The following is a 26,107-nucleotide window of genomic DNA, read 5'->3' on the forward strand; positions in this document are numbered from 1 at the left end:
GTCATCAAAGCCTACTAGAAGACAGGTGCATATAAGGTTCTAACGAACCGAAATTGCTTCATTCTTGTGAAGGTGGGGACATAGTACCGAAGAAGCATGTAATAGATGTGGAGGGATAGTCCCTAGTCTTGTTCGTTGAAAACTAAATCAATTAGATGTAACTCACAGGATCGAGTAAGATGATGTGACCTTTCGTAAGAAAGGGGAATGAATACGTTGATGAGTACAACATTGTTTGTAATCTAGTTGCTTTAGTATAGAAGAATAAGATGGGGCGCTGTATGCGATGAAAGTCGCACGTACAGTGTTAAGCGGGGGAAAAGATGGAGATAACTTCAAAGTCTTACCTATCGCAACTATGACGAATAAATAAAAGAACCCGTTTGTTATAAACGGATTCTACGTACAAGGTTTGCAAGAAATTCAAGGTAACTAGACCGGAGCACTTATGGAATTTCTTGTGATAATACTGTATGCAAAAGAATCAATAAGGTTAAAGAAATTTAAACAAAATCCTTATTTGAAAACAATAAACCCTAGAGTTAGGGCTCTAGGGTTTATTGTTTTGGTATTCTCACATGGTTTTTCAAAAAGAATAGAACATATTGAAGATAGCATGTGAATGTTTCATAAATGTATCAAAAAAGTGAACAAAATTGCTATTGCAGAAGAAGCAGAAATGAAGTTTCTAATACGTAAGTGCGTAAAAGGTATTATTTCCAGTGAATAAAAGGTGCGTGGGGCACCTAATCATTATTTTATGGGAAGAAAAGAATATGTTATGAACTTGGTTGAATGAAAAAATGAAAATTTTACTTTTAGAGTGAAACTGAATAAAATTCTTATTTAACAACAAATAAAAAGAGCACATTTTTATATGCACTCTTAGTAAGGCAGGTAAATGTCTCATGAGATATAAAAAATTCAAAAAATCGTAATCAGATTTTCACGAGTGAATTTTTAATATTGTATGCCTTACTTGGAGTTATGGAGCATGTCACTAAAGAAAATGGTCAAGTGGAATCTAGAAGTAATTAAACAAAATCCTTATTTGAACGTAAAAAACCCTAGAGGGGACTAGGGTCTTTTACATAATAAATCTTTCTGTTTTTAAAAGGACTTAATGAAGATAACACATGAATGTTTCATAAATGTATCAAAAAATGAACGAAATCTTTATTTCATAACAAGCGAAAAAGAGCACACATATAAGTATGCTCTTCGACAAGAAAGGTAGATTTCTATGAGTGAAGAGTCTCCATACAATAACATATGCTTGTCCAGTTAAAAGGTGAAAAATTTTTAATAAAATCGTTATTTGAATGAAAAGACAACAAACGGAGGGGTTTGCTGTCTTGATAAAAAGGAATGGCACTAAGTATATATTAAAGAGGTAACTGGTTAGTAAAAGTATATGCATTATATATATAAATATCACCAAACAAAGGTGATAATTTTTAAACAAAAACGCTATTTTAGTAGAAAACATTTAAAAGGACCCACAGTGAGGGGGTGGGTCCTTTTAATAAAGCTAAGCATATAGAGATTACATATATATTACCAAAAATGGAATCTGATTTCTATATGTTAGATATTGAGAAAAAATCACTTGGCACAACAAAGTAGCCAGCTTAATCAGCTAACCACTTGTTGTACAAAAGAAAATTAGGCCCTACAAGCAATGTTTCATAATCTGTAACTTAAGGTTACCGTATTAGCATAAACGGGCTTGGAAATATTATTCAGTATGAAGAAACTCAATAAAAATTTCATTTTGTAGAAATTTGAAACACCAAAAAGAGCACTAAATAAAGTGCTCTTTAAGAGAAAAGTAAGATATTGAAAAGTAAATTAGGGTTTTTGCTTCGAGATAATATATGAACATTTCATCAGAATGTGACGATGAATCACAAAAGAGCAGCTAGCAAAAGCTAACTGCTCACCCAAGGAAAACAGAGAAAGGATAACCATGTTTCTGTATTATTGACAGAATATTGAGTTTTATTCAGAGGGAGAGAAGTAAGATATTAACCAGGATATGTGCCAATTCATATCCTGTAAGTAATAAATTAATGACGGGATAGATTGAGAATGGATGATCCGATTAAGGAGATAGTTGGCGCCTGGTTTGTTACAGTAGGGACAATTATTGCTGCGCTTGGGAGTACACCTTTAAAAAGATTGAACAGCGAATTAAGAAAAGACTTGAGCATATGGGGCAATGTATTACAGGCAACGGGGAACAGTCTGGAAGCTGATGGGCAAGGAGAAATATCCTTCGAATTGATTGGTCACGGAATCCAATCAATTGGTAATGTAACGGTACTAACAGGACTCATTATAGATTTTGAAGATGAAACGCAAAAAAAATTAGTAATTGCAGGGAATTGGGTACAGGCATTAGGCGGTGTTACAGCAATAGGTGGGGAAATAGAGGATAGTTCAAATATAGATGAATCTTATAACATTGTCGGAAATGTGTTACAAGCGACGGGTAATTCATTTCAGGCAATAGGGGGGATAGATGAATTGAAAGCTAGTAGGGATAAAGTGGAGGGAATTTCGGAAGGTGATGAGGAGGATGGGCAGCTTATAGTGATTATGGGGAGTTGGGTCCAAGCAGTCGGTTCAGTAGTTTCATTAATTGGTCAAATAAGAGAAGAAAGCCAAGAGATAGAAGAAAATAATTCATAGAGGATTTAATAAAATAATCCTTTGAATAGAAAGCGAGGTTAAAAGAATGGAGGATAACGTAAAGCTATTAGGTGATGATGGAATGTTAGGAATGGAGTTTAACGGAAGCAAGGTCAATGTTTATTACGATGAAGGATACGTAATGGAGAGTATGACAACAATGGGGCGTATTCAGGAAGTTATCGACTTTCTTGAAGAGTGCAAAGAACAAATGGAATAGAAAGTGAGGTTACTAGTTGATTAAGAAAAGAAAACAGCGAAACCAAAGATTAGAAATAAAGAAGTTATATATGATGATATGAAATTCGATAGTAAAACAGAATGTGACTATTATAAGTACCTAAAAACAAGGGATGACGTCTTGCAAATAGATGTTCATCCCGAGTATGAACTAATTCCAACATTCACGATTAAAAGCAGTATAACAAAGAGTGGCAAGTCGGAAAAGTCAGCTATGAGATTTACACCGGACTTTCGTGTAACGTATTCAGATGGACGTGTGGAGACGGTAGATGTGAAAGGCCATAAGAAGGCAATAAACGAGGGGTTTCCGTTGCGTAAGAAGTTATGGGAGTACTTAAACAAACAGGAGTTAATCGTTGTGATATGGGACAAGAAGTTAGGCGAATGGACGAGATCATAAAGGGTTGAGTGTTATTGGAAGATACGAAGGTACAAGAGAATACATGTTATTCCCAAAAGAGACAGGGTTTGGAGATAATCAGTACGTTACGAAATTCGATGTATTTAAGTATCAGGAGTTAGGGGACCATTTTAATGATGGCTGGAGAATTCATGATGAGGATAAGAAGATAGAAGCCATGAATAAAAAAGCATCAGCTTAATGGATAACGGAACAATGCGCAATAGTGTGGTGGGGGCTATGTTAATGCGCGATGTTCCCTTATTCAACAATGAGATAGTAAAATTTCACGTATCTGACGTGATGTTAAAAAGATAAATTCAGAAATAGGGGGGATTACTTCATGGAGAGACAATTAACATTATTAACAGCTATCGATAGAGAGACAGAGAAACAAGTTCAGAAAGAAGTAGTGAAAATACTAAAGGAATACCGCGCATTGAAAACTCGTTTTGAGAATGAAGTGGAGTTAAAACACGAAGGAATTAGTTTGTTCCAGAGATTAGAGATACGAGACATATTAGCAATATCAAGTTCAAGCAGATCGATAAGGCTTTACAGTATGTTTTGGATTATGACGAGGCAGAGATTATCAAGAGGAAATACTTAAATGCAGATAGGCCGAAAGACAGCTTTATTTACACTGAATTATCGATGAAGAAAGATCACTTATACTATAAGAAGAAAAATGTAATTCGATTGATTGCTACATCTTTAGGGATGATTTAATAATACAAAAAAGCCAAATTGACAGTTTCTAATTAACTATCCATTTGGCTTTTTATGTTTTATTTTTTAGGCAGCCATGTATGCCCGCAATTCATGCAGCCATTAACAATATACTTACTACCAACAAATCCACTGAATAAAGTTATATAAAATTAGAAGCTATTCCAATAGTTATAAGTGTACCTAACAGAAGAAACAGAATAAAAAACGCCCTTTTGAAATTATAACCACGCTTATTACCGACTATTTGATCTGATTTACATTTCCTACAAACAATGCGCCTTGTTACTTTTTCTTGTTGTACCGTCATGTCTAACCATCCTTACTTTTATAAAATTATAATATTTTAATTATGTGATATTATTACCTGAACTGGATACAAATATTATCAAAAAAGAAAAAATATAATAAATTGGAATGTTTATGTTTTTAAAAACTTCGACAAAATGCCGACAAAAATGGGGACTAAATAGGGGGGATTTTGATAATGAAATCAACGGTATTCTTAATGTACAAGCCCTTTGACAACCGCATATCAAAGAGGATTAGTACACCTATAAGTGAAACGTTATGATGAGAGAATGTCACGGTAACGTATACCGCATAGTATGGCGGGCAAGGCGGTAAGAACCCGCGTTAAGACGAAAAGACCAATATAAATGACATATTCCAGTATGGCGGGTGTGGAATAACCCGCATTCGTCATGCTGTTTCTATTGTATTTATAAATCAGCTCGGAATACGTCCTCTGGGTTGATAATAAATATAAGTCTATTTCTCTCTAATATAACGGTTCTTGAAAATGGAATGGGGGTGGTTGCTCATGATTGGGTGACGCTTGCATTCTAAAAATCTAAAACAGTATACGTGATCTCGTACATTAGTAATTACTCACGATTCTTATTAATGACCAAAACGAGGGCAAAGAGTTCCGCTCTTTGTTTGAGCCAATACAGCGGAAATATTCCCCTTCCGTACCTCTAGTGTATTGGTTCAAACAAGGCGTCGGAAGAAACACATACGTCTTGATATAGATCCTTTATAGTTCGATATTGGCCAGCAAAGGAGAAAATGACATTAAGTAGCCGAAGTATTGAGCCAGCTCTACGGAGTATAAACGAGAAGAGGACTATAAAGTTGAGAAGATGAATTCTCGCTCTTCTCCCAGTCACCGAACGTAAAGCGCGTAGCTAATAAAAGCTAGAAAATTACATGATACGGTGTCTTGGAGAAGGTCGAGAGTACTCAGCCTTGAACTAATAGTGAATTTTTCATTTATTTTCCCACATTCTATTTAGGTTTTCTATCCGAAATGTATAATTATTTTATTCGGATAAAGGGATATTTGTAACTCTTATCGAATAATTTAATTTGGAGGGGATTAGGAGATGGATAAATATATTTTTGATGAATTATTAAATTGGGAAAAAAGATTAATAGAAAAGTATAAAGCAATTGTAAAAGTAGAAAAAGAAAGAGAACTTGAATCCTTTACTCTGATGAAAAAAATTGAAATTCTAAAAAAAGTGAGTGAAAAGTTTGAAGGGGAAAGGAAGAAACTTTTCGTAAGAGCAGAAATCAATCCGCTTCAAGACAGAGAGAAACAATTAAACCAAGAAATTAAAAGTACAAAAGGGATTTATTATGAGAATAAGGAAGAAATTGAAATTACCCTTGAATACTTAAGAAAAGAAATTGATAATGATGATGAGATTCAGCAAATTATTACGGATGATAAAGGGATATTTTTAAAATGAAACTAGAAAAGCATCCCAAACGGGTGCTTTTTTCTTTGTTATATAGAAATTACACATTAAACTTTTTAAAAAGTTGCCTTAGGTATAGTTAGGATTGAGCATCATATAATATCGTAGAAGGGTCTTTCCAACATGTTACTCTATACATTTTATAAGAGAGCACTTGAACTGGGAGGTGCTCTCTTTCTCTTTCTCTTTCTCTTACACCTTTTGAAAAGGACAAGCATATACTACTTGTATCTCAATCCCTTAAAAGGAGTGCCCGTGGAAACGGGTGCTCTTTTTTATTGAACAAAATGGACATTAAATGAGGTTATGACATGTATATAGGAATGACTATTTTAAGCTCGGCGGTGATCGGTATAGTGTCTTATCTGTTGTTAAGGAAAGATAACAAAACAAACGAACACAACGAACGAAAATAGAGGATAAAACGTCCAATATGGGTGTACTTATTTAGAATTGCATTTGTTCACATAATTAGAACCCTTATTTTCCAACAACTCACTTGTTCGGTTTACATGTACGGAAATTAAATGCTGTTATTAAGCTATAGTTAATTTACGGACACTTAAACGGACAAAAGGGGAGAAACGGAATGATTCTTGGATATGCTCGTGTATCAACACAAGATCAGAACTTAGCAAGACAACTCAAGCAATTGAGTGATTATGTGTTTGAAGAAAAAGTTAGTGGAGCTACAACAGACGGACCAGAGTTATTACGCATGCTAGAGAATCTGCGTGAAGGTGATGTAATTGTAGTTACTGAATTAGCACGTATTACAAGAAGTACACAGGACTTATTTAATTAAGCTAGTTTCTAATCAAGACATAAAATACTCATTAAAGTATCTGGGGATATATTGTAAGGAAGGCAGATGTTCAATGAGTATATGCTTATAAAAAATACTGTAAAAAAACTATTGTATGTTAAAAACTTATATGTTACATTGATGTTACAAAATTATCTATTTATGTGACTTTTGTTTCAATTTATTTTCTTATTATTTATTTTTAGTTACAAATCATATACTAAAAGCGTTATTTCCATGTGCGTAAGGGTGTGTGTGATAAGAAGTCTGAGTTAGAACTTCATACATTATATTAAAAATCCTTTCCGTCTTAAAAGAAGAAGAATACCAACTATATAGGGGCTTTTAGGTAATGAGATTATATAAAATGTACTTCCTTCCCCACACAAATTAGTACATATTTAAGGTTCAGTCTAATTGCTGCACAGCTACTTTTGCATATGAGTGTATCGAAATAAATGAAGAGATTGGTAATTATAACAGCATAAAAAAAATTAATCTCGAGATGGATTTAAATAGAGTGATTGAGGTATATAAAGTGAAAAATTCTTATAAAGTGTTTATATGTATTTGGATAATTATTTTGTTGTTTTTTGTAATTTATTTTGGATACAAAATGACATCTGATAATAATCAGGTATCAATACAAGAAAAACAGGTAAAACAAGAAGTTCAAAAAATGTCAGAAGAATCAAATGAGAGAGAAATAGAATCCTTTGAAATATTCTAAAAGAAATCAGTAATAAAAAGAGGGCAGTTACGTAGGTTCTGGTGCAAAGATTGTATTTATTTGAAAGAGGTATATAGATTCCTAATGGAATCTATTCTTATGCAGCCATTCCGAATAGTTGATGAATAAACTTCACTTCATTTTTGACAGACTTGTCCCGTAAAATAAGTTGGCCTTTTTTAATGATATGCATCGCTTCTATTCCTGAAAGTATAGATTTAGCTGTACGAAAAGATTTCAATCCTAGCATTGAACGAACTCTTTTTTTAATAAAACGATGATCTTGCTCTACAATGTTATTAAGGTATTTTACCTGCCTTATTTGGATGCCCACAGGCATCTTTTTCTCTGTCTTCAACTCTTCAATCGCTATAGGATAGGCCGGGTTTTTGTCCACTGTAATCACACGGGGCTTTGAAACATGAAAAGACTGCAAAGCTTTCTTGAAAAAACGCTTTGCAGCCCTATGATCTCTTGTTTTGCTTAAATGAAAATCAATTGTATATCCTTTTGAATCAACAGCGCGATATAGGTACATCCATTGACCTGTGACTTTCACATACGTCTCATCGACTCGCCAAGAATCATTGGTTGACTTAAGATGACGTCGTACTCGCTTATCTAATTCGGGACCATATTGATGAGCCCATCGCATGATAGTTGTATGAGCCAGGGATAGCCCGCGTTCTTCCATCATTTCGACTAAATCACGAAAACTGAGGTTGTACCGTAGGTACCATCTCACGGTTAATAAAATAACATCCGGTTGATATTGTTTCCACTTGAATAGATTTTGCTTTTCCAGACCAATCACATCCTTTTTTAGAGTAATAGTATCAGTATGTCCAAGTCTGAAAGACTTTTTTTAGATTTTTTGAAGTTTTTGCACCAGAACCAAATTACGTACATTAAAAATAATTCAATTAGTGTTATATAGCATTGTTTTAATTCTAATGATTGATTATAGTAATTATTAAAATATTTATGTAAGGGTTCATGACTTTAATTTCTCTATTAAGTGAGTGCAATAATTTTCATGAATTACTATTTTTAAATAATATAGAGAAATGGTTTTTGAGCTGTCAAAGCTCTATCAGAAAGCAAGCCTGTTCCAGCAGACTTGCATTTTTTGCCATTTGTTAAGTGTGAAAAAAATGCCAACGTACGAGTTAGTTATCCTGAAGGGAGCACGACCTATTGGAGTTAGTTATAGCGTTTTTTACGGTGTTTATAATTATCTAGGCGATTATCAAGCCATTTGCTAAAAATAGAAGACACAACACTAACCACGAGTGGAAAAACAAAATTGGTCAAAGTTTATCCACGTTTCTAAGTCCAATGAATAGACTGAAGGGATCTAATAATGTGATAGAAAAGACTGCTTGTTTTGTATCATTAGTATTTATCACTTGTTTAACACCTTTATGGATTATCATTTTAACATTTGATATTGCTTAGTTGAAGGGGGAAGCTTCATGAATAAATACAAAGCCAAACAACAGAAGCATAAGAAGATGCAACTCGTTATCCATCATATAAAAGAACTCGAACATCATTCAACACTTGTATTAGATATAGATAATCTAGAAACAATCTGTGTGGATTACCACAATAGAAAACACGGAAGAACTTTCAAAAAAAAAAATTGCGTACCTACTTATATTTAGTTTACATAAGAGATATTATAGATATTTGAAAAAAAGGAGTAAAATTCGTCTCAAAATGAAAAGAATTCTTATCTTATTGAGACAGAAGGAGAAATTGCGAAGTTATATTTTAAAATCTGTATTAGAATTAAAAATCATTGTATGTTCACATAAACAAAGTACAATAAAGAATACTTTTTACAGGACTATAGGAAACATTCTCTTTCAATATAAAAACAATTAAGTTTTGGGTAAAGCACATCCTATGTAGTCTTAAGTGGTTAAAGTTACCCGTATTGCATTGAAATTTTTTTAACATGTATTTATATGCTAGCTATACCCTATAAGCAACCATGTAATCAATATTAAAATGTCTAGGTGAATGTATCTGCAACTAAAAGATATTCATACTGATGAAAGGTGCATGATGTATTTTGTTGGATGTACATAAAAGAATTATAAAAAGGGGGGAAAAATAAACATTCTACAACTTCGCACGAAATACCAATTTTACGCAGAATAATACGATTATATAAAAATCAAATACAGTATCTAGGGATTTCAAGCCCAAGTGCATGAATTTTAGTATATTGGTATACGCCATATAATTGATATTTTATATAAGAATAATCAAATGCTGAATTACTCATAAACAATTTTTATAGTGAATTAAATTTTAATTTATAAGAGCTTTTCTTGTGTTGATCTAACTAACTCCTGATTAACCTTGATTAAATTAACCAATTCACATTTTATAATGATTTTCAAACTGTGTTCATGTATTCATTTTGTTAGAACTTATATTTGAAAATCGTTTTATTTTATATACATATATAATTTTTATCGCCAAATATGAATTTATCACTTGGTTATCTATAACTTTTATTAGAATAATTACACTTTCCCATTCAATTTCGAGTGAATTTTAGTATTACATAATTTAATTATGTAAATAAGTTCGTGTAAAAATTGAATTTAATGCGAACTTGTGTTCGTGTGTTTTTTCTGTTATAGTATATATGAGGTGATTTTTATGGATTACAGCAAGCAACGTCAAAAATCAGTACATCGTAAGAAATTATACGAGAATTTAAATGAAATGCCCTTTTACATAGAAGAATTTGTGGAGTACAAAGAATTGCATGATGCCTCTCCCTCCACCCTACTGAATTATGTATATGATTTTAGAGTTTTCTTTAATTGGCTATTATCTGAACAAATTATTGAATTTAAGCCCATTAAAGACATATCCTTCTCTGATTTGGAGAATTTAAAGAAAAAAGATGTTGAGAACTTTATGAGGTTTTTAAAACTACAACAAAATATGCAGAATTCCTCTGTTAACAGAAAAATTTCAGCCTTAAAGTCTTTATTTAAGTACCTTACCTCCCTATCAGAGAATGATGATGGAGAATGTTATTTTTATAGAAATGTAATGGCTAAAATTGAAATACATAAAGATAAGGAAACATTAAATGCCCGTGCAAAACGTATGAGATCTAAAATATTTCATAATAATGATGATCAAGAGTTTTTGAATTATATTAAGTACGAGCATGAAAAGTCTTTAACAAAACATCAGTTGTTCTATTTCCTAAGAGATAAAGATCGTGATGTAGCTATTCTTTCACTCTTTCTTGGTAGTGGTATTCGTGTAAGTGAATTGGCCGATCTTCGTATGGAAGATATAAACTTAAAAGAAAGATTAATTGATGTAATCCGAAAAGGAAACAAAGAAGATTCCGTATGGATTACCCCAATTGCATTGAATGATCTTGAAAAGTATATGGAAATTAGAGATAAGAAATATGCTCCAGGGAAGGAATTAAAAAATGTGTTTCTATCGAAGTATAAACATACTGCACAGCCTCTTTCGGTTAGGGCTATCCAAGATATAGTAGAAAAATATACTAAGGCTTATGGTAAAAAGATGTCTCCTCATAAATTAAGACATACACTGGCAAATAAATTATATATGGAGGAAAAAGACTCATTACAAGTGATGCAGCAACTTGGGCATACCAGCCAAGATACGGCCTTATTATACACACAGCTTGGAGAAACAACTATTAAAGATAGCTTAGGCAGAATAGGAAAAAATAAATAATAAAAGTTCAGCAATGCAAAATTGCTGAACTTTTATTATTTTCCCTGCTAGAGGTAGTGTTTTAAATGTTATGTATTATTCATTTCATCTTTAATTTTATTATATAAAAAATACATAGTTTAAATTCTAATCTAATTGGTATATAAAAACTCTCTCTTGTTAGATTATGTCACTTTACTCATAAGTATACCGCAATTGGAAGCATAAACTTGCCGGAAATTAATTATTAACCCATAAACTTTCCTTAAATTGTAATAAGAAGCATAAAGTTAACAAGAATTAAGGTATTTTGATGTTAAAAAACTATTAATAAAAAGTCGATTTCCTGTACATTAAGAAATCGACTTTTTAATGAGTAATTTAATGTCTTTATTAGAAATGAGCTTAATTAAATTAAAGCTAAAATATCTTTTGGGGTATCTAATATATAATCAGCTTTTTCAAAACTTTCTTTTGTCTTTGAGCCCCATAAAGCGAGTGCGAATTTCACACCAGCACTTTCCGCACATTGCATATCATATATAGAGTCTCCGATATATACGGCCTCATTATTAGAAACATCTAATTGTTTCAAACAAACTAATAGTGGTTCAGGGTGTGGTTTGTGTTTATCCGTATCACACGCACAAATTGTATGTTCAAAATGACCGCTTAGACCAAACGGCTCGAACTCATCTATTAATTCTTGCCTAGTTTTTGATGTAACAATACCAAGCTTTAATTTACTAGGGGATAACTCTTTAATAATGCTTTCTAATTCTTCAAACACGGAGACTTCATGAGAAAAATCTAGTACAGATTTGGCCCATTTCGGATGAACAACGTCTATATTTTGTACATTTAATTTTTTTAAAGTTTCTTTTCCAGGAATCCCCAATGCAAATCTTAAATCCTCTAACGCATAATCTTTCTTTAGTTCTTCCTTTAAAACTTTTTGTAAGGATTTTAGTATTGCTTTTTCTGTGTCTAAAATTGTACCGTCTACGTCAAAAACAAGAGATGTAATCAAAATAAATCCTCCCTATTTTTAATCATCACTCGCAATTACTACTTCAACACCGTTTTCTTTTAAAGTGTTATATAAATCATCAGACATAACTTGATTTGTAATGAAAGTGTCTATAGATTCAATCATTAAACCCTTATAATTTCGACGCTGATTCCATTTAGTGTGATCTGCCACTAAAATTACTTGATCAGCATGTTTTATTAATTCACGCTTGAAATAAATATCTTCTTCAAAACCATAGTATATCCCGTCTTCTGTAATACCAGCGGTTCCAATAAACACCTTGTCAAAGTGATAATCTTTGAGTTTTTCAGTGGTAGAAGTCCCTGTAGTATGTCGAGAAACCTTATTTAAAGTTCCTCCCAAAAGGTGAATAGTCGTATCTTCAGATTGAGCTAACATATAAGCAGTATCAATTGAATTCGTCACAATAGTTACGTTCTTCGATTGCAAATGTTGCGCTACAAAGTTGACTGTTGTTGAAACATCTAAATAAATCATGTCATTGTTTGCAATTATATTTGCAGCCTTCATTCCAATCAATTTTTTTGTTTCTAATTCAGTCTGTGACCGCTTTTGGTACGTATCAATTTTCTTATGAAAAGTAGCTAAAGCCACTCCACCATAAGTTCTAACTATTGCTTTATTTTTTGAAAGTTTTACTATATCTCTTCTTGCAGTATCTCGTGAGATATGAAACATTTCACACATTTGTTTTATATTCATGGTTTTATGTGTTTCTAAATAATTAAAGACTCGTATCAATCGTTCTTCTTGATTCATAAGTAACCTCCATAAAGATATATTAAGTTGAAATAAGTTTATTTTCAAGTTAGTTTAAGTGATTTGATACGAAAACACTATATAATTAAGTTGTTTTAAGTGGATTTGGTGAAATTTCATTTTTAATGCCTTTATAATTTTAAGCGATTTTATGAATGATTTAAAATTTTATCGTTGGAAGCATAAATTTTCCTCTAAGAAAAAGAACCATAACCTTGCCTAAACGGCAAAGTTATGGTTCAAATCACAGATTAAATAAATGATAATTTTAGATTCCTACAATTGTTGTTTACGTTAAATGAGAATTTAACGAACACTTAGGTGGATGATGGGAGTAGCCCCCTTCCCCCATCTGTACAAGGACATGAAACTCCAAACTATTTGAACAAGAAAGTTCAAACTTTCACTTTTAGATTATTGGCTGGGACAAGAAACTCTAAACCTAAATTTTATAGATTTACAGAACTAACCCCATTTAATCTTGTGTAAGATGCTCCCATTCTTACCTAATGACTTATACCATCATTCTTGTTAATGCACTCATGTAAATATAATGATTCAAATGGATTACGGGAATTACATTATCTTAAAGGAAAACTTTTCCCAACAATTCATATATGATTCAAAAGGTCTATGTATTTTTGAAGTCCTTCAAAATGTTATCTCGAACCTTTCGACACATTGATTTTTAAAGAAATATAACTACATCAAAAGGCGTACCTTTTGATACAATGAAATAAGCCTAAAGAGATAAAAATTCTAATCATAAAGGTTAGTTAATACTAATTTGTTTTTGACAGAAGTTTTGATAACGTATTTAAACAATATATACGATACCAATCTTGGGACATTTCGTAACTATCAAAAAGCTAAACGATGACATAATTTTCTCAATAAGTATTTTTTTGATTTTAATATAAATTTTTTACAATTAATGTTATACCTGTATTAAGGGGAGCTTTTCAGTTAATTAGGGAGAAAAATTATAAAAATGATATGGGAGGAACAAAAAAATGTCATTGAAAAAGAAATTAGGTATTGGAGTGGTTTCAGCCGCTCTTGGCTTATCTTTAATTGGTGGGGGAACATATGCATATTTTAGCGATCAAGCTGTAACAAATAATACATTTGCTGCAGGTACATTAGATTTAGCTATGCAACCAACTACTTCACTTAACTTAGGAAATTTGAAACCCGGGGACAAAATATTAAAGAAATTCAATTTAACAAATAGTGGTACATTAGATATTAAAGATATCATGATGAAAATTGATTATACCGTAAACGATTTAAAACAAAATAATAATACAGAGGATTTCGGCAAATATATTAAAGTACAATTTCTTTGGGATTGGGATCCAGCAAAAAGCCCTGTACACGAAACAACTCTTGCAGAACTAAAATCACAAAGTCCAGAAATTGCCTCCAAAAAAGTATTTCATCCTAAGTGGGCTGAAACAGGGGGATTAAAGTCTGGGAAAATGGATTGGTTTTGGATGAAGTTTATATTTGAAGACAACGGAATGGATCAAAATGTGTTCCAGGGGGATAGTATTGCACTAAAAATGGAGTTCCAAGCCAATCAAACAGAGGGACAAGAAAAATAATTTTACGAACATATTGTTGGTAAAAAGTAAAACTGATTACTACACATCCATACCAAAAGTCATTGATATTAGTATTTGCGCATGATATCAATGGCTTTTATAAAATTAACATTTTGTATTTTTTCATTCTATTTTCAAGGTATACGGTTGTTTGAACGTTGTATTTTGTATTGAGCTAGAAAAAACAAAAAGAACTTGTAGGAATCCCTACAAGTTCTTTTTTAGAGTCATACTATCAGTATGTCCAAGTTTAGGAGATTACTTGCAAGAGCTGCACCAAAACCAAATCATTTAACACCAACAGCATCAAATGCTTTGGTTACAGAGGTAACCTCAGCTGATTGTGTTCCATATAAATCTGCGGCTGACTGTACAAGAGCTTGTCTTGTCTGAGAGAATGTTGCCGATTCTGTGAGATATTGAGTATTTGCGCGATAAAAGATTTTACCCATTTTATCTTTACCAATACCGTTCACAGTTACTCCATAATGAGTACCACCCTCTGCAACAAGATACGCTGCTTTATTGATAATCCCACTATTTGTGTGTACTAATTTGCTTTGATTCGTTCCTGTATAACGTTTAGAATAATGGTCTGGATCACCGTATTGTGTTGGATCACTCATAGAACGAAGGGCCTGTCCCGATTGGAAGAATAAATCTTCTCCGATTAGATAATCGGGATTTGAGTTATTATAATATTCGATTAATGTTCCGAAAATATCTGACATTGATTCATTAAGTGCGCCAGATTCATTTTGATAAATTAAGTTGGATGATGATTCTGTTACTGCATGTGTTAGTTCATGACCAACAGCATCAATTGCGGCTGTAAATGAACGGGTTGATCCATCTCCATCTCCATAAACCATTTGTTTTAGGTCTGGATCCCAAAATGCGTTTTCATACTGTTTTCCAAAATGAACAGATGAAACAATTTTGGCTCCATTTCCGTCATAAGAATCTCTTCCCTGAACGTTTTTATAATAATCATATACAATTCCGGCATAAGTATGAGCATCCACAGCTGCCTGTGCATTTTTGCTTGTAAAACTGTTAGTGCTGTTACTTAAAAGGACACCTGGGAGAAACGAAGTGTCATCATCACTTCCTTGATTTTGTGCATCATACGTATAAATTCCCTTTCCACGGGTCTGATCTACTAAATAATAAGTATTATTAGATTGTAAGAGATTCAAATTTTTTGTATTTCCAAATGAATCTTTTCCTGTTCCCGTTGTTGTTGTCCCAATAATATTTTTTGGGGTGCTTGCTGTATGTAAAACTTCAATATGATCTAAGATTTTTCCAGTCTCTGCTTCTACAAAATAATCATGGTTACCTGGTTGTGGAGATAAAAATCCTAAATGAACATGATATGCATAGGATACTGTGTCATTTTTTGCATATACTACAAGTTCAGATGTCGGTTTTACATCATAGTTTGGTTTAAAACTTAGTTCCTTTTCAGCAATAGACACTGCCTCATCGGCAGAGACTTTTTGATTTGGTTGTTGTAATTTTTTATCTAAATCAGGAATCACGGTTCCAGAAAAAACGGTTAATACTCCCTTATTATCAACATGTGCAACTTGTGTAGATCCCCATACTGGAACACCGCTATATGTTTGTTGTAATCGAACAACTTTTGCACCCAACTTGTCATCTTCTTGTTTCTTTACAGTGAATGATTCTTTAGCACTTTTTGTACCTAGTTTATATTTGTCCTTATTTTCATCAACATATCGAAATACTACATCCTCAGTTTTTGTTGAAGATGGTGTAGTCAGCTGCCCAGAAATAAATTCTGGGGACTTAATGACCTCATTATACTTCTCTGTAGACAGCACATTACTTGATGTAGCGGCATAGCTATGTGTCGGTAAACTAATTGATGTAGCAATAACACCAGCTGACAATAAAACTGCTGGACTTTGTTTCTTTGTTTTCATATTTTCTTCTCCTTTGTTTTTACACCCTGTTTTAAACAGAATATTTATATTTTTTGAAAATTATATTTTTATATATAGATTCTGTAAAGGTAGGAGATTGTAATAAATGGGAAATAATTCATATTATTTATATCTATTTACTTATAATTCTGGTTGTAGAAGACCTTAAAGTGTTGAGTTTTCTAGGTTTTCATAATGAATATGCAATTTCGCATATCGTATAAATTTTAATTTGGAATCGTTGTCCATCCTCCGAAAAAGGGGTGCGGCAACGATTACTTCTTTTTGGATCCACTTACAAAACTAAAATAAGAAGCTGTATATAAAAGGGGGCATCATACACGCCCATCAAGCTAAAATTTGCAAGAATAACCCCTTACTACTTCAAAAGTAAGGGGTTATTCTACCGATGTTATATAGTAGGGGTCACCATATCAAAAAAAGAAAATTGTACGTTTAGACATAATTTGGACACAAATTAACCGGTTCCCTGTACGTTAAGGAACCGGCTTACTTACTTTACTACTTTTATATATAGATTTTGTCTCGTAATGGTCTTAAATTATTAAAATTTGTTTTTTCATTTAAGTTCCAAACATAGTCACCCGTCAATGTAATATGTTCCCAGCCAAGTGGAGATATATGTTGTAAATATTCTTCTGGAATGTTTACGCCTTTTGCACGTAATGCATCTACTGCACGCGATATATATACAGTATTCCATAATACAATTGCAGAAATAAGAAGTTGCAAACCGCTCGCTCTATGTAATTGATCCTCATAAGAACGATCACGAATTTCCCCTAATCAATTAAAACACACAGCTCTAGCAAGTGCATGTTTTGCTTCACCTTTATTTAAACCGACCTGTACACGTCTTCTAAGCTCAGGGCTTTGCAACAATTCTAATGTATATAAAGTTCTTTCAATTCTTCCTATTTCACGTAAAGTTACAGATAAGCTATTCTGCCTTGGATAGACCGCAAGTTTCTTGAGAATAAGGGAAGCTGTGACGGTCCCATTACGAACAGAGCTAGTTAATCGCAATAAGTCATCCCAATTTTCTCTTATTTTCTTTGTATGAATTGTTCCACCAATCATAAATTCTAGATGTGATTGATTTATGAGCTTTTCAAAAGTATAGATTTTATTTTTATTAAACGTTTTAATCGAAATCCTAGCATATGACACATGGCAAAGACATGATCTACAAAGCCCGCTGCGTCCGTATAATGTTCTTCAATTTCCAAATCTGTTTCATGATATAGTAAGCCATCAATAATATGTGGCGCTTCTTCTGAAGAACTAATAACTTGTATATAAAAAGTACACCTCCAATTGTCTTTCGTGTCTAACAATTGGGGTGCACAAGATAATTGAGATAGAAGAGAATTTACATTATATCTTTGTAAGAGATATTTTGCGTATTGAGTATTCTGAATAAACTTTTCATACATAAATTAAAACTCCATAATAATAATCTTTTTTTATATCTCTTTACAGAAAAATATATAAATTTAGTTCTTATTATAATGGTAATCCTTTGGCTACTCTATTTTGATACTCTTTAAGGGGTAGTGTAATAGATTTATTTGGTGCATCTATTGGAGTTGCTTTAACATATATCTCAGAATAATGACCACCTTCACCGCTAAACTCAGATTGAATATCTACTACTGGTATTTGTATATTTTTATTATCTGGTTGTACATAAGATTCAAAGTTTAAATATGATGGTGTTGGTTTTGAACCATTCGTAAGTAAAGAATACACTTTTGAATTGTAAAAATTAGGACGTGATTCCTGCCACGTCCATCCATATCCATTTTGATCATAGTAGGATAGTTTCGGAACATGAACTTTTGATTTCGTTTTAAATGTTCCTGAGAAATTAGCGGCTTTCACTATACCAAAATATGTTGTGGTATAACCAGCCTTACAAATTACAGGCTGTGATTTAAATATAATTTGTTCTTCATGAGTAGATGTGTTAGAACTTGTATGAGTATAATTAAATTCAGATGAAAGTGTGATCTCTTGACCGCCTTCAGCAACAAAAGGAATTTTAACTGCTAACGTTGATTTTGAAGATACTCCTAATTTAGCCCCTTCTTGGTTTGAATAGGTAAAAGACTCTGTTGTTTTGATACTTTTTTCAGGAGAATACCATGTTTGGTCTACTAATCCATCATTTTTGTATGATAGTAGTTCTATTTGTTGTGTAGGTCCCCAACTATCAAAATGTGCTGTTATATCTAAGTTATTAACATCAGTATGATATTCGGGCTTAGATACATATTTAGTTGCAGTATTTGGATTAGCTGCAGTGCCTTCTGGAGTCATTCTATCTTTTATATCTTGTATAAACTTATCTTCATTATAAACATTATCACTCTTTGTATTAACATTTAATATTGTACTTTTTGTAGCATCTGCAAAAGAAGTAGTAGGCATACTTACTACTCCTATACTTAACATACATGCGAATGGCATCATTACAGCCATTTTTTTATATGATTTCATCAATATTCCACCTCTCTTAATAGATTTAGCATTATGCTATTAATATATCTAATTGACAGAAAATACTCAACATTCCATTTAATTAGTCGCTATCGGATAAAATTAACTAGTTTTTTACGTTTTATTACATATATGCATCTAGAAATATGTTAATTTTTTTGTTAATGTCATATTTAAGATAAAAAGATATATAGAAATTAAGAAATCTACTGTTAATTGTCATAAATTCTACAATGTTTTTAAATGTGTTTATCTTTCTGGCGTACCGCCAGCATTTCGGAAAAAAACCACGCTAAGCCAAAAATACAATAAGCTGTCCATATAGACAGCTTATTTACATAATTATCGAAAACGGAAGTAAATAATTCAAATATATTTCTCGATAGTTTAACATCTTCTTTTCAATTACAATTTATGTTGATTTGGTGATAAACTATGATTTTATTAAACAAAATAAGGGGAATTAAAATATGAACCTATTTGCTTACATAGTTGGTATATTTTTAATTATTATTGGTGGTTATAATATTTATAAAAGTCTTTGTTTCAGATTTTCCAAATATGGTACAACTATAAAAACAATGGTTATACCATTTTGGGTTATTCAACTTGGGGGATCTTTACTACTTATAAGTTTAGGAATGTTTCTAATAATGATTTAAAAAAAGCTAATTTTATATAAATTAGCTTTTTTAGTTTATGTAAAATTCAAAAGTGAAAATCAATGTATACCGTATTCACGTGAGGTTAACATAACGTCTCATTATCGGTAGCAGGACTCGAAGCATTACGTTGGACAATTGAAGAAAAAGAGAAATTAACAAAAGCTGATTTATTACAAATATATAGTAAAAGATGGTTAAGGAAACATGGATTATCCACACCTTTACAAAGGTTTTGGAGATGAAATATAAATTTAATGTTGCAAGATCTATATGAGGTCTCGATACCCAAATGACATAAATCCTATATTAGGGGTCGCTATATTTTATGAGATAATACTTTCAAAATTTTAAGAGAACAGGAGTCAAAATTGACTCCTGTTCTCTTTTGTTAATTATTAAGAAGACACTATTTTTACATAGCAATTGTGGAAATAGCTTGCTTGTAGACTAGTTGTTGTTTACTCTGAACCATCATAAGAACGGTAAATTTATCCGTTGCAAGGATCTGCCCACGCACTGGAACGCCATTCTTTAAAAATACAGTAACTTCCCCTTTTTTCTCTTTCAATTGTTCATACATATCTTCTTGTAAATTAAACATGAAATGCGCCCCCTGGTTTGTTTGGATTTACTTTTCTTCTAATACCTGCTGCTTTTCACTGTTGGATATTTGTGATTCCCATTCGCTTTCTATTTTTCTAAACCATTTTCCTATTTTGCTTAGATAATATCTTTTTACTTCGCCATTAGGAATCCAAATTTCACGTTCCTGTATTTGATTCATCACTTCATGAAGAATCTCATCATGTTCATACTTTCTAGGTTTTCTATAATGTGTTTTTACAAACTGTGTATATTCTCTACGTAACCAATTAGAAATATGTTGTCTTTGTCTTTGCTTGAGATGTGACCATTTTTTATTTGTTTGAAGGATTTTTCCATTTACTTTTATCTGGTTTTTCATCGACACTCCTCCCCTTTTACTAGCAAAACGAATATATAACTATCGTATCACATTTAAATTGAAATACTGCTCTAGGTACATATTTCGCAAGAAATCTATCCAAAACACACAATACAGTTTCCATTAAGGCGTCACCATATCAAAAAAGAAAATTGTACGTTAAGGAAGCTTTTTACATGAAAAAGATTATTCTTTTTATAATATTTTTCTTTATCCTAACTAGAAATTATTTATCAATATCTATCTAGGAAGAAATTTGGAGGTATTTGTAAAAAGAAAAAGAATGTTTATAATTGCTAGATAAAAAAATTAAAAATGTAGGAGGATGTTAAAATGGAAAAAACAATGATGGTAGGTACAACAAATATGATGATGTCTATGGAAAAAATGATGTGTGAAATGAAGTGTATGAAGATGATGATGAACAACATGATGCAAATGAATGTAAACATGGATAAAGCTATGATGAATACAATGCATGAATGTGATGAAATGATGACTTCTACTATGTCTATGATGAAAGCTATGAAAGAGAAATGCTGTTAAAAGATATTGGTATTTCATTCCGTATGGCACATAGTTTTCTATATGGTTTTTAGCTGTCATATATGAATGTACATTTGCATTTTATTTCTTAGAAGACGGTTCAATATTGACCGTCTTTTTCGGTTGTTTTCCCTATGCCAATCACAGAGGGAAATAAATATGAGGTAACTTACAATGGCCGTGTGATTAGTACTTTTGTTGTCCGAGGACATTAATTAATCAAAAAGAACTGAAGTCAAAATTGACTTCAGTTCTTTTTCTGGAACCTTATAATCCATTTTTTATTTGATTCGACCATATCCTGCAATATATTTACTCCAATACGTACTATCTAAGCTAGCTTCACCTACTCCGGAATTACTAGCACTATAAAACTTGTTATTACCAATATACATACCAACATGAGTAATACCTGATTTGCCCGCGACCGTTCCTTTAAAGAAAACTAAATCTCCTGGTTGAAGAGCCTTTTTTTCAACGCGTGTTGTTTTATTATATTGATCTTGTGATGTACGCGGTAATTTAATCCCTTGTGTTCCATATCCGAACAATCAAATCCAGTTTTAGGACTATTCCCACCATATTTATATGGTTTACCTTCATATTTTTTCATCTCTGCATAGACTTTGCTAAATTGGCTCGCAGTTAATATAAATATTATAATTCTTTCTTCCGTACTTACAGTATAAGGCTAACTCATAACAAAAAATCCCGTATACAATTATTAGTATTGGATTTGTTACTAATGACAGGAGTATCTTTTTGCATTTTCCTTAAATATAGAAATCACTCCTAATTACATGAATTACTGATATTAAGTATATCTTAAATTCCAATTCACCTAGTATATATACGTCTTTATTATAGCTGAGCAACAGACTTTATTCTGTATGTGCCATAATATTTTTTAACAACTTTATTAATATTATCAAATTCAATTCCTGCGTTTTTGGCGATTAGCTTCCTACAGTGAAGCTTGTTTTTTTTGCTGTCCTTTTTTGCAGTTGCTTTCTTAATACGTAGGCTGAAAGCTCACACACAACTGCTCTGGCAATTTCTTTTAAAAGTTCAAACAATAATTCCTTGTTATATCACCTCCTTTTCTTCCGAATGGAAAGAAGGGAGAAATAATAAGTTAAAGAAAGCAATAGGTGTTTTTACTGAGACACATTGATTACTCTTATTACTCATTACAACAAAGTTTATTCAACTGAATATATTATGTTTTTTATAAAATAATACAAACCCTGATACAATATGACTACACTGTATCAGGGTTAATTTTTGATGTTGCACTATCCTCTAATACATATGATAAATATAGTTATAAAATGATGGAGATTAGTTAGGCCAAGACCCTGTCCACGTATTGTGCGCACTTTTGGAATGGTGGTCTACTAACCATTAACAGCCGCGAATTGGCTGTTATACAGATTGGCGTAGTAGCCGCTGCGCTCCAGCAGCTGCTCATGACTGCCGCTCTCGACGACATCCCCGTCCTTCATGTAGAGGATCATATCTGCCTCACGGATTGTCGACAAACGGTGGGCGATAACGAAGCTCGTTCTGCCTTCCATCATCTTCAGGAACGCCCCCTGGATACGAATCTCCGTAAGCGTATCAATGCTGCTCGTTGCTTCGTCGAGAATTAGCATAGGCGGATCAACCAACATAACCCGAGCGATCGTCAATAGCTGTTTCTGTCCCTGGGATAGGCTGTCACCGGAGCCATTGATTATTGTATTATAGCCCTGCGGCAGCCGCTTGATGAAGCTGTGGGCGTTAGCTGCCTTAGCGGCAGCAATAACCTCCTCCTGGCTAGCATTCGGTTTCCCGTAGGCGATATTGTCATGAATTGTCCCGCCAAACAGCCAAGTATCCTGTAGCACCATCCCAAAGGTATGGCGTAAGCTGTCACGGTCCATATCGTTAATGTTAATACCATCTATCGCAATCTCGCCGGCATTAACATCATAGAATCGCATTAACAGATTCACTAACGTTGTCTTGCCAGCACCCGTCTGTCCCACGATTGCGACACGTGTTCCTGGTTCGACAACTAGGTTCAAATCGGTAATAAGGGGGCGGTCAGGCTGGTAAGCGAACTTCACATGATGGAATGTAATCGTCCCCTGCTTAGCTGGGATATGAACTGCATCTTCAACGTCCGGTGACTCCGCCGATTTATCAAGTACCTGGAAGATACGTTGTGCCGAGGCCGTAGCTGATTGCAACTGTGTAATTATTCCGGTAATCTCGTTGAACGGTTTAGCGAACAGATTGGCATAAATCAGGAAGCTCGATAGTCCCCCGACCGATATTCTAGACATAATGACCATAATACTCCCAATTAAGGCGATGATTGAGAAGGTAACATTGTTCACAAAACGGGTGGATGGATTTGACAGAGAGCTGACGAATTGTGATTTTACCCCGGTGTGATACAATTCATCATTTCGCGCTGTAAACTCCGCAAAAGAGTGGTCTTCATAACGGAAGGCCTGAACAACCTTCTGCCCGCCGATCATCTCCTCGACATAGCCATTCAGCCCACCCAATATACGGGCCTGATCACGAAATAACTGCTGAGAGCGCATCGTGATGAACCGCGCTACGAAGAAGCAGATAACAGCACGACGATGGTCATGAGCGGATTCGTATACAACATGAACGCGATCGCCCCGATGATTGTAACAACACCGGTTAATAATGTGGAGAATCCCTGCAGCAACCCGTCCGATATGGCATCCATATCGTTTACGAATCGGCTGATGCTGTCCCCTTGCGGATGATTATCATGATATTTCAGTGGCAGTACATTCAGCCTGTCGAACATTTCGCTGCGCAAATCATTTACTGTTTGATTAGCAAGTCGATTCGTAAGATATGTCAACAGCCAACCGAACAAGCCTCCGATGAGATACACCAGACTAAGCTGTATAAGCAGTCTGAATATGTCCGCGAACTCAACAGCACCCTTGCCGACCATATGGTCGATCGTAATCCCAATCATAAATGGACCGATCAAGCTGGAAGCTACGCTAATAATCGCACTAATGAAGGCCCAGATTGTATACCTTTTATATTTTCCTGTATAAATTAGTAGTCTTCCCCATGTTTGCTTCATGTTCATTGTTGTCCTACCTCCTCATTAGCGAACTGTGAGCGGCAAATATCTTGATAGACACTACAATCTCGCTTGAGTTCAGCATTGGTGCCGATGCCAGCAATCCGTCCGTCTTCGATGACGATGATTTTATCCGCCTGCTGCACGGTGCTAACCCGCTGCGAGACGATGAATACCGTAATTCCCTGGCTGTTTTCCCGGATCGACCTTCTTAACGCCACATCTGTGGAAAAATCAAGTGCACTCGAAGAATCATCAAGGATGAGAATATCGGGACTGGCGACAATTGCCCTGGCGATTGTTAAGCGCTGCTTCTGCCCACCCGACAAATTAAGTCCGCCCCTTGACACCAGAGTGTTATAGCCTTCTGGCATTTTCGTTATGAATTCATCAGCCTGGGCAATGATAGCTGCCCGTTTGACCTCTTGATCCGAAGCTAATTCGTTGCCCCAGCGGATATTATCGGCAATCGTCCCTGTGAAGAGCAGTGCCTTCTGCGGAACGATCCCGATCTCGCCGCGTAGCTCATGTAGACTATAATCCCTTACATCAATTCCGTTGACGAGTATTTGTCCGGAGGTAGCGTCATAAAATCTCGGAATCAAGTTCACAAATGTAGATTTGCCTGAACCAGTACCACCGATAATTCCCACAGTCTCGCCACGTTTTATCTCCACCGATATATCTGTCAGTGCCGGTTCACTCGTTGTACTATATCCGAAGGAAACATGATTAAATGTAACAGCAGGACCATCCTTCTTGTCTTCTATTTTCGCTGCAGACTGTTTTTGCTCCTCAGGCACAAGGTCAGCGATGGAAGGAACGGTTTCGAACACCTCATTGATCCGTGATGCTGAGGACGCTGCCTTGGTAAAAATAATAATCAGATTCGACACGACAATCAAAGCGAGTAAAATTTGCGTTACGTAGTTAATAAAGGCGATAACCTCGCCAGAAGATAATGTCCCCGCATTAATATGGAAACCACCAATCCATAGAATAGCGATAATTACTCCGTTGACAACAACCGTCGTTGCCGGATTAAGCAGCGCAGACACCCGCCCTACTCGGATTGCAGTGGCCGTAATGTCGTCGGAAGCCTCGCTAAATCTCACCTTCTCTGCCTGTCTCTTGGCGAACGCACGGATGACGCGAACTCCCGTCAAATTTTCGCTCAATACTAGTGCGATTCTGTCCAACTTTTTCTGGTATAACCGATACATAGGTGCTGTTTTGGTAATTATTAAATATAGAATAATAGCAAACACTGGTGTCGCCGCAATCAGAACAAGCGATAGTCTAAAATCAAGCAGCATCGACATAATGATTGCACCAATGCAAATGAACGGGGCACGAATCACAAGCCGAATCAGCATCGCTACTGCAATCTGGAGCTGATTGACATCATTTGTGATACGGTTGATCAATGATGGTGTCCCAAAGCGGTCAATCTCAGTATAAGACAGCGTCGAGATATGCCGGAACAGCGTATTACGCAGTGTTGTACCGAACCCCTGTGATGCCCGGGCTGCATAATATTGACAAATCAGCGAGCTACCGAACCCCATTATCGACATGACGACCATTAAACCACCCATCTTCCATACATAAGCGATATCATGCCTGCCAATTCCATGGTTGACAATCAGGGCCACAATCGTCGGCAGAAGAAGCTCGAAAATTGCTTCCACCAGCTTAAAGAAAGGGCCAAGAATACTTTCAAATGTTGTGAGTCTAAACAAAGTATCATCCCCATCATAATTGTCATAAGGTCGCTTTTGATTATGAAGTGATTTCGATATCGAATCTTG

At 34.1% G+C, this 26,107-nt stretch carries 17 protein-coding genes and 7 pseudogenes; 11 read left to right on the plus strand and 13 right to left on the minus strand.

Translation table 11 applies throughout. From position 1 onward, the window contains the following. Positions 1 to 2,091 precede the first annotated feature (2,091 nt). From I6L50_RS30555 to I6L50_RS30575, 5 genes and pseudogenes are all read left to right on the plus strand, one after another. On the plus strand, positions 2,092 to 2,694 hold the full coding sequence (locus I6L50_RS30555) for a DUF6944 family repetitive protein (RefSeq protein ID WP_219303956.1): 603 nt from the start codon (positions 2,092 to 2,094) through the stop codon (positions 2,692 to 2,694). A gap of 46 nt (positions 2,695 to 2,740) precedes the next feature. After that, positions 2,741 to 2,914 (plus strand): hypothetical protein, encoded by a 174-nt coding sequence (locus tag I6L50_RS30560; protein WP_219303957.1) that lies wholly within the window; start codon positions 2,741 to 2,743, stop codon positions 2,912 to 2,914. Positions 2,915 to 2,992: 78 nt separating this feature from the next. Continuing rightward, a complete protein-coding gene (locus I6L50_RS30565) occupies positions 2,993 to 3,337 on the plus strand; it encodes a DUF1064 domain-containing protein (RefSeq protein WP_219303958.1) in 345 nt (114 codons plus the stop codon). Positions 3,338 to 3,341: 4 nt separating this feature from the next. Beyond that, positions 3,342 to 3,539: a hypothetical protein gene (locus I6L50_RS30570; RefSeq protein WP_219304061.1), complete on the plus strand. Its 198-nt coding sequence runs from the start codon at positions 3,342 to 3,344 to the stop codon at positions 3,537 to 3,539. 141 nt (positions 3,540 to 3,680) lie between these two features. Next, positions 3,681 to 4,066: pseudogene (locus tag I6L50_RS30575) on the plus strand (ArpU family phage packaging/lysis transcriptional regulator). A 59-nt stretch (positions 4,067 to 4,125) separates the two neighbouring features. Here I6L50_RS30575 and I6L50_RS35150 read toward each other — a convergent pair. Beyond that, positions 4,126 to 4,376: pseudogene (locus tag I6L50_RS35150) on the minus strand (hypothetical protein). A gap of 1,078 nt (positions 4,377 to 5,454) precedes the next feature. Between I6L50_RS35150 and I6L50_RS30580 the strand changes: the two are divergent. Together I6L50_RS30580 and I6L50_RS30585 are read left to right on the plus strand one after the other, a co-directional pair. Then, the gene (locus I6L50_RS30580) at positions 5,455 to 5,823 is read left to right on the plus strand and encodes a hypothetical protein (protein ID WP_219303959.1); all 369 of its coding nucleotides are present in this window, start codon (positions 5,455 to 5,457) and stop codon (positions 5,821 to 5,823) included. A 598-nt stretch (positions 5,824 to 6,421) separates the two neighbouring features. Then, positions 6,422 to 6,631 (plus strand): annotated as a pseudogene (locus I6L50_RS30585) (recombinase family protein); the annotation flags it as partial. A gap of 833 nt (positions 6,632 to 7,464) precedes the next feature. On the opposite strand, the gene I6L50_RS30590 reads toward I6L50_RS30585, so the two are convergent. Further along, positions 7,465 to 8,172 (minus strand): IS6 family transposase, encoded by a 708-nt coding sequence (locus tag I6L50_RS30590; RefSeq protein WP_219304054.1) that lies wholly within the window; start codon positions 8,170 to 8,172, stop codon positions 7,465 to 7,467. A 697-nt stretch (positions 8,173 to 8,869) separates the two neighbouring features. Here I6L50_RS30590 and I6L50_RS30595 point away from each other — a divergent pair. Both I6L50_RS30595 and xerS read left to right on the plus strand, forming a co-directional pair. Then, positions 8,870 to 9,034, plus strand: a pseudogene (locus I6L50_RS30595) (HNH endonuclease); the annotation flags it as partial. A gap of 1,012 nt (positions 9,035 to 10,046) precedes the next feature. Then, complete coding sequence (gene xerS / locus I6L50_RS30600; protein WP_113937256.1) at positions 10,047 to 11,120, plus strand: tyrosine recombinase XerS; 1,074 nt, start codon at positions 10,047 to 10,049, stop codon at positions 11,118 to 11,120. A gap of 388 nt (positions 11,121 to 11,508) precedes the next feature. On the opposite strand, the gene I6L50_RS30605 is transcribed toward xerS, so the two are convergent. Together I6L50_RS30605 and I6L50_RS30610 are read right to left on the minus strand one after the other, a co-directional pair. Then, positions 11,509 to 12,129 carry an HAD family hydrolase gene (locus tag I6L50_RS30605; RefSeq protein ID WP_219303961.1) on the minus strand — a complete coding sequence of 207 codons (621 nt, stop codon included), beginning with the start codon at positions 12,127 to 12,129 and terminating at the stop codon, positions 11,509 to 11,511. Between the two features lie 18 nt (positions 12,130 to 12,147). Then, positions 12,148 to 12,912, minus strand: a complete 765-nt coding sequence (locus tag I6L50_RS30610; RefSeq protein WP_113937254.1) for a DeoR/GlpR family DNA-binding transcription regulator — start codon at positions 12,910 to 12,912, stop codon at positions 12,148 to 12,150. A gap of 1,013 nt (positions 12,913 to 13,925) precedes the next feature. Here I6L50_RS30610 and I6L50_RS30615 point away from each other — a divergent pair. Then, complete coding sequence (locus I6L50_RS30615) at positions 13,926 to 14,519, plus strand: TasA family protein (RefSeq protein WP_113937253.1); 594 nt, start codon at positions 13,926 to 13,928, stop codon at positions 14,517 to 14,519. Between the two features lie 287 nt (positions 14,520 to 14,806). Here I6L50_RS30615 and I6L50_RS30620 read toward each other — a convergent pair whose 3' ends face one another. The 5 genes and pseudogenes from I6L50_RS30620 to I6L50_RS30640 all read right to left on the minus strand — a co-directional run bounded on the left by I6L50_RS30620 (position 14,807) and on the right by I6L50_RS30640 (position 20,623). After that, positions 14,807 to 16,471, minus strand: a complete 1,665-nt coding sequence (locus tag I6L50_RS30620; protein WP_219303962.1) for a M4 family metallopeptidase — start codon at positions 16,469 to 16,471, stop codon at positions 14,807 to 14,809. Between the two features lie 528 nt (positions 16,472 to 16,999). Then, positions 17,000 to 17,796 (minus strand): annotated as a pseudogene (locus I6L50_RS30625) (Tn3 family transposase); the annotation flags it as partial. A 202-nt stretch (positions 17,797 to 17,998) separates the two neighbouring features. Further along, positions 17,999 to 18,994 (minus strand): ETX/MTX2 family pore-forming toxin, encoded by a 996-nt coding sequence (locus I6L50_RS30630; RefSeq protein ID WP_113937251.1) that lies wholly within the window; start codon positions 18,992 to 18,994, stop codon positions 17,999 to 18,001. Between the two features lie 1,077 nt (positions 18,995 to 20,071). Next, the gene (gene hfq / locus I6L50_RS30635; protein WP_113937249.1) at positions 20,072 to 20,260 is read right to left on the minus strand and encodes an RNA chaperone Hfq; all 189 of its coding nucleotides are present in this window, start codon (positions 20,258 to 20,260) and stop codon (positions 20,072 to 20,074) included. A 27-nt stretch (positions 20,261 to 20,287) separates the two neighbouring features. Beyond that, a complete protein-coding gene (locus tag I6L50_RS30640; protein ID WP_113937248.1) occupies positions 20,288 to 20,623 on the minus strand; it encodes a transposase in 336 nt (111 codons plus the stop codon). A 333-nt stretch (positions 20,624 to 20,956) separates the two neighbouring features. Between I6L50_RS30640 and I6L50_RS30645 the strand changes: the two genes are divergently transcribed. Further along, complete coding sequence (locus tag I6L50_RS30645; RefSeq protein WP_086390030.1) at positions 20,957 to 21,169, plus strand: hypothetical protein; 213 nt, start codon at positions 20,957 to 20,959, stop codon at positions 21,167 to 21,169. A gap of 281 nt (positions 21,170 to 21,450) precedes the next feature. Here the strand turns inward: I6L50_RS30645 and I6L50_RS30650 are convergent. The 4 genes and pseudogenes from I6L50_RS30650 to I6L50_RS30660 form a co-directional block, all read right to left on the minus strand. Beyond that, a pseudogene (locus I6L50_RS30650) lies at positions 21,451 to 21,818 on the minus strand (C40 family peptidase); the annotation flags it as partial. Positions 21,819 to 22,566: 748 nt separating this feature from the next. Continuing rightward, complete coding sequence (locus tag I6L50_RS36050) at positions 22,567 to 23,508, minus strand: ATP-binding cassette domain-containing protein (protein WP_307897088.1); 942 nt, start codon at positions 23,506 to 23,508, stop codon at positions 22,567 to 22,569. Then, a pseudogene (locus I6L50_RS36055) lies at positions 23,497 to 24,302 on the minus strand (ABC transporter permease); the annotation flags it as partial. The pseudogene I6L50_RS36055 and the gene I6L50_RS36050, both read right to left, overlap by 12 nt. Next, the gene (locus tag I6L50_RS30660; RefSeq protein WP_219303963.1) at positions 24,299 to 26,038 is read right to left on the minus strand and encodes an ABC transporter ATP-binding protein; all 1,740 of its coding nucleotides are present in this window, start codon (positions 26,036 to 26,038) and stop codon (positions 24,299 to 24,301) included. The pseudogene I6L50_RS36055 and the gene I6L50_RS30660, both read right to left, overlap by 4 nt. Positions 26,039 to 26,107 lie beyond the last annotated feature (69 nt).

It is taken from the genome of Bacillus sp. FDAARGOS_1420 (assembly GCF_019344915.1).
Classification (GTDB): domain Bacteria; phylum Bacillota; class Bacilli; order Bacillales; family Bacillaceae_G; genus Bacillus_A; species Bacillus_A mycoides.

Bases quoted from the DNA above. Each gene is read 5' to 3' on its own strand.
- I6L50_RS30555 (WP_219303956.1), top strand. From the start codon at position 2,092: ATGGATGATCCGATTAAGGAGATAGTTGGCGCCTGGTTTGTTACAGTA.
- I6L50_RS30560 (WP_219303957.1), top strand. From the start codon at position 2,741: ATGGAGGATAACGTAAAGCTATTAGGTGATGATGGAATGTTAGGAATG.
- I6L50_RS30565 (WP_219303958.1), top strand. From the start codon at position 2,993: ATGAAATTCGATAGTAAAACAGAATGTGACTATTATAAGTACCTAAAA.
- I6L50_RS30580 (WP_219303959.1), top strand. From the start codon at position 5,455: ATGGATAAATATATTTTTGATGAATTATTAAATTGGGAAAAAAGATTA.
- xerS (WP_113937256.1), top strand. From the start codon at position 10,047: ATGGATTACAGCAAGCAACGTCAAAAATCAGTACATCGTAAGAAATTA.
- I6L50_RS30610 (WP_113937254.1), bottom strand. From the start codon at position 12,912: ATGAATCAAGAAGAACGATTGATACGAGTCTTTAATTATTTAGAAACA.
- I6L50_RS30615 (WP_113937253.1), top strand. From the start codon at position 13,926: ATGTCATTGAAAAAGAAATTAGGTATTGGAGTGGTTTCAGCCGCTCTT.
- I6L50_RS30620 (WP_219303962.1), bottom strand. From the start codon at position 16,471: ATGAAAACAAAGAAACAAAGTCCAGCAGTTTTATTGTCAGCTGGTGTT.
- I6L50_RS30630 (WP_113937251.1), bottom strand. From the start codon at position 18,994: ATGAAATCATATAAAAAAATGGCTGTAATGATGCCATTCGCATGTATG.
- hfq (WP_113937249.1), bottom strand. From the start codon at position 20,260: ATGTTTAATTTACAAGAAGATATGTATGAACAATTGAAAGAGAAAAAA.
- I6L50_RS30640 (WP_113937248.1), bottom strand. From the start codon at position 20,623: ATGAAAAACCAGATAAAAGTAAATGGAAAAATCCTTCAAACAAATAAA.
- I6L50_RS30645 (WP_086390030.1), top strand. From the start codon at position 20,957: ATGGAAAAAACAATGATGGTAGGTACAACAAATATGATGATGTCTATG.
- I6L50_RS36050 (WP_307897088.1), bottom strand. From the start codon at position 23,508: ATGGTCATTATGTCTAGAATATCGGTCGGGGGACTATCGAGCTTCCTG.